Below are 345 nucleotides of genomic sequence, written 5' to 3' on the forward strand. Positions count from 1 at the left end.
CTCTATCTTACCACTTGGAGTTCCTAATCTATTAGTAATTGGGTCATCTCTAAAATCTTTCATTTTTACGAAATTCTTAGCTTCTTCAGGAGCTTTAAATTCTACATAGCCTTTAGCCCAGAACTCATCAAAGGTTGGCATTGATAGGCCTGTAGCACTTGCTTTATCGCGAGCTTCATTATAAAAATATTGCACCCAACCCATCATATCGCGACCTTCTGTAAAGGCATTTAATGCGTTATCTCCAAAATGCTTTAATATACCACAACAAATATCATAGTCATTTTTCGCATTGTAAAGTGGTTGTATGGCTTGTTTAATTGCAAATATATATCTGTTAGTATT

1 pseudogene is annotated in these 345 nt (G+C 34.8%); it reads right to left on the bottom strand.

Annotated elements, in window-relative coordinates:
• A pseudogene (locus AVBRAN9334_RS10150) lies at positions 1-345 on the bottom strand (trimethylamine-N-oxide reductase TorA); the annotation flags it as partial.

Source organism: Campylobacter sp. RM9334, from assembly GCF_020138145.1.
In the GTDB taxonomy this organism is placed as follows: Bacteria; Campylobacterota; Campylobacteria; order Campylobacterales; family Campylobacteraceae; genus Campylobacter_E.